The 2092-nt window shown below is 68.2% G+C and carries 2 protein-coding genes; both read left to right on the top strand.

Going from position 1 to position 2092, the window contains the following annotated elements; translation table 11 throughout:
- Positions 1-1631, top strand: a 1631-nt coding sequence (locus Q1J95_RS15670; protein ID WP_300269377.1) for a hypothetical protein, incomplete at its 5' end; no start/stop codon positions are given.
- A 211-nt stretch (positions 1632-1842) separates the two neighbouring features.
- Positions 1843-2092: 30S ribosomal protein S12 (gene rpsL / locus Q1J95_RS15665; RefSeq protein ID WP_300269375.1), on the top strand; the 250-nt coding region annotated here is incomplete at its 3' end.

Genomic DNA, 2092 nt, shown 5'->3' with positions numbered 1-2092 from the left:
GGATGCTCGTGCCGACGATCGCCGTGGTCGTCGTCTGCCTGGGCGCGCAGGTGCTGGCTGTGAGCGCGTCACCGGTGACCCTGCCCGTGATCGCCGCGATCGTCGCACTCGTCCTGCCATCGACGACTCTTGTTCGCGACGCATTGCGCCGCAATCGACTCAGAGCGGATGCCGCGGCCGCCGCCCGCATCGCGATCGAAGCCTCCGCGCTGCTGACCGGCGCGATTGCCACCGTGCTCGCTCTCGCCCGCGAGGCGTCCGGTCTCGGGACGACCTTCCTCGTGCTGATTCTGCTGGGCATCGGTGCGGGTGCCAGTGCTGTCTTCACAGGCCGCCGCTATGGCTGGTGGGTCGCCGGGGCCGCATTCACCGGGGCGCTCTGGTGCGTGTGGGCGCTGAACGGCGTCGCGCTGGTCGAGGCCTCTGTGCTGCCGCCCGCCCTCGCGGCGGCGCTGGTCGCTGGCCTTCTCGCCGCCCGAAAGCCAGACATGCGCGGTGCGCGCGGGCTCTTCGCCGCAGGGCTGGGCGTCGCCGTGCTGCCGACTCTCGCGCTGCTCGCCTTCGCGCGGTCAGCGGATGCGGGCGCTGCCGCCGGCGCGGTCGTCGCCCCCGACGCGCTGCCGTGGCGGGCGTTGGCGCTGCTGGCCGCCGGGATCGTGCTGCTCCTGTTCGGTGCGGGGTTCGCGCGCTCGCCGCGCATGCGTGCGCTGGTGCTGCCGACCTATGTCGCAGCGGCTGTGGCCGCTGTTGCCGGTCCTGTTCAGGGCGTGCGGATGGGGCTCGGTGGCGAGCTGAGCTTCTTGCACGGCGTGGGGCTGTTCTTCGCCTGCTTCGGTTCTGCCGCCGTCGCAGCCATCATCTTGACGGTCGCCGCTCGCGGCATCCGCCAAACGGCGCCGGCGCGGATGAGTCGATCGCGGTGGCTGACGGCGCCGGCCGTGCTCGCTCTCGCGATCGGCACCTGGGGTGCGATCGAACGCGACTGGGCGTCGATCTGGTTGATGTGGACGCTCATGCTCGGACTGCTCGTGCTCGTCGCGGTCGCGGGTGCGCGTGCAGGCCGCACGACGCTGCCGCCGGTGTGGCTATTGTTCTCGGTCTCGTTCGTCACGGCGGTTGTCGCGTGGAGTCCGCGTGATCTGCGGGTCGAATGGTTCTCCCTGCCGTTGGGGGCGTTCCTGCTGCTGGCGGGCATCGCCGGTATGCGCCAGGCATCCGCGAGTATGGCGGATGCCTCGGCATCCGCCGCCCTGAACGAATGGCCCGCCCGCTGGCAGAGTTCGTGGGCGCTGCTGGCTCCCGGCATCGTCACCATGATGAGCGCCTCGATCGTGGCGACGTTCACAGATCCGCTGACGTGGCGGGCGATTCTCGTCATGGCACTCGCGCTGGGTGCGATCATGGTCGGGGCTGCCAGGCGTCTGGCCGCTCCGTTCATTCTGGGGATGCTGGTGCTTCCGATCGAGAACGTCTTCGTCTTCGCGGTGCAGATCGGTCGGGGAGTGCAGTCGATGCCGTGGTGGATCACCCTCGCGGTGATCGGTGCTGTGCTGCTCACCATCGCCGTCACCTACGAGCGTCGAACGGGGAACGAGAGCACTGTGGTGGCGCGTATTCGCGATCTGCGGTGAGCGAGCCTGCTTCATTTGACCGGCACGTTACGCACCATTACACTTGATCAGGTGTGTGTACGTCTTGGCGTGCGCAGACTGGGCTCCGATCCATATCGGTCAGCCCCCACGGCATACCCACCACACCAAAAGCTCGGCGAATCCGCCTGGCTGGTGGGTCATGATGTGAAACCCATCACGCTGTCACCGTGCAGCATTATGAGGAGAGAACGTGCCAACTATTCAGCAGTTGGTTCGCAAGGGTCGCTCGCCCAAGGTCACCACGACCAAGGCGCCGGCGCTCAAGTCGAACCCGCAGCAGGCCGGGGTATGCACCCGCGTCTACACCACCACGCCGAAGAAGCCGAACTCCGCGATGCGCAAGGTCGCTCGTGTGAAGCTTCGCAACGGCACCGAGGTCACCGCCTACATCCCCGGTGAGGGCCACAACCTGCAGGAGCACTCGCTCGTGCTCGTCCGCG

The organism is Microbacterium sp., from assembly GCF_029263575.1.
In the GTDB taxonomy this organism is placed as follows: domain Bacteria; phylum Actinomycetota; class Actinomycetes; order Actinomycetales; family Microbacteriaceae; genus Microbacterium.
The sequence above is the reverse complement of the archived record's forward strand: the minus strand, read 5'-3'. Positions and strand labels throughout refer to the sequence as shown.